Annotated in this window: 2 protein-coding genes; both read left to right on the forward strand. The window is 27.7% G+C overall.

The window, feature by feature from the left end; all coding sequences use genetic code 11:
• The first annotated feature begins 17 nt into the window (after positions 1-17).
• Positions 18-1,091 (forward strand): Fic family protein, encoded by a 1,074-nt coding sequence (locus U9R42_11795; protein MEA3496705.1) that lies wholly within the window; start codon positions 18-20, stop codon positions 1,089-1,091.
• 68 nt (positions 1,092-1,159) lie between these two features.
• Positions 1,160-1,858, forward strand: a complete 699-nt coding sequence (locus U9R42_11800) for a hypothetical protein (protein MEA3496706.1) — start codon at positions 1,160-1,162, stop codon at positions 1,856-1,858.
• Positions 1,859-2,044 lie beyond the last annotated feature (186 nt).

The raw sequence follows: 2,044 nt of genomic DNA on the forward strand, positions 1-2,044 counted from the left end.
TATAATATAGGTAAGTAATGGATAAATATATAAATAAATTGAACTTTGATTTTCAAACAAATCAGAAAATATTAAATCTGATTTCTCAAATTGATTTATACAAAGGCAAATGGAACAGTATTGAAAAACAAGAAAATATATACCTAAATGAACTACGAAAGATTGCAACAATTGAAAGCATTGGTTCTTCAACAAGAATAGAAGGTGGAACTCTTACAAACAAAGAAATAGAAGAACTTTTGAATGACATAAAAATAACTAAATTAAAAACAAGAGACGAACAGGAAGTTGTCGGTTATTATGACACATTAGAGATTATTTATGAAAACTATGACAATATAAGATTATCAGAAAACTATATAAAACAATTACATCAGAATTTATTACGACATAGCGATAAAGACACAAGACATCGTGGACAATACAAATCTCTTTCAAACAAAGTGGTAGCAAATTATCCAGGCGGAATACAAAAAGTTATTTTTAATACAACAGAAGTTCATTTGGTTGATAATGAAATGAACGATTTGATTAGTTGGACTAATGGTCAATTTGAAAATAAAGAAATTCATCCTTTAATTATTGTTGCAAATCTTGTTTATGAATTCTTGTCAATTCACCCATTCCAAGATGGAAATGGAAGATTATCAAGATTATTGACCACTATGCTCTTACTGCAAAAAGATTATTTATTTATTAAGTATGTATCCTTTGAGAACTTGATTGAAAAAACAATGAAAGAATACTACCAAGCGTTAATGGAAGGTCAAAAAAACAGAAATGAACAAAATGAAAACATATCAAAATGGATATTATATTTTCTCCATAAATTGAGTGTGCTGACTCAAAGACTTGACGCAAAATATGATGTGTTTAAATCAAAAGGTGGATATTTGAATGAAAGACAAAAGGAAATAAAGGAATATTTACAAGAAAATCAACCTCTGAAAATATCTGATTTAGCAAAAAGATTTGAGAGTATTAATATCAATACGATTAAAAAGGATTTACAATACATGAAAAAAGAACAGGCAATAAAGAGTGTTGGAAAAGGTAAAGGAACTGTGTATATAATTGAAAATAAAGAATAACGCACCATTGTACAAAATTAGTAGATTAAAATAAACAAATAATATTAGAATAATAAAAACTAAAAATTATGAATAAAGAGTGGTTAAACAAGAAAAAAGATTTTATAGAATTTGATGTAAGAACTTTAAAAGGTAATTTTCTTTTAGCAATTTTAAAAAAAGCTAAAAATATTCCTAAAGGTAAAGGAATAAAGGTTGTCCAAAATTTTGAGCCAATTCCTTTGTATTCAACAATGAAAAATTTAGGCTTTGAGTACCACACTGAAGCATTAGATGACGGAATCTATAATTCTTATTTTTATCGCATAGAGATAATTGATGCAGATGATATAGAAATACCTTTAAAACCAATTGTTATTCCAAGATATGCAGATATTGATAAAACAATTGCAGACCTTACGGTTAATTTTTGGGATAATATATGGAATAAAGATGAACCTGCGATAGAACTAAAAACAAAATTTTTACTGTCATTGTCAAATGCTGTTGGTTCAGGACGAATTAAACAAGCAACAAGAGAACTTATTAAAGCATATTATCTTGGAGTAACAATTGAGCAACTCGATGAATTATTCTCTTTATTTATATGGAATCAAGGAATAGGTCATTTTTCGTCAGAAATAGCACAGTCGTCACTTTTCAAAGCATATCTCGTTATTAAAGATTTAATAAAAAAAGGAAAAAGCAAAAAAGAAATAATGTCAGTGTTAATCGAAAAATTTGGAGAAAAAAATCCAGAAACAGGATTTAGTAATCAGAATAAATAAGGTTCTATGTTGATTTGAGTGGGTAATCAAATTTGCCACAGACTTCGTCTGTCGAAGACATACAAAAAGTAAAGACTACGTCTGTCGAAGACAGATTCACAGATTAAAAAATTACTCTTTTTGTAATTAGTGCTTATAAGAAAACTCATTAATTGCCTATCTGTACCACATAAATTCCCTAAAGGG

Source organism: Bacteroidota bacterium (assembly GCA_034723125.1).
Lineage (GTDB): Bacteria > Bacteroidota > Bacteroidia > CAILMK01 > JAAYUY01 > JAYEOP01.

What these genes read in the sequence shown, in the direction of transcription:
- U9R42_11795 (MEA3496705.1), top strand. Translation starts at nt 18, where the DNA reads ATGGATAAATATATAAATAAATTGAACTTTGATTTTCAAACAAATCAG.
- U9R42_11800 (MEA3496706.1), top strand. Translation starts at nt 1,160, where the DNA reads ATGAATAAAGAGTGGTTAAACAAGAAAAAAGATTTTATAGAATTTGAT.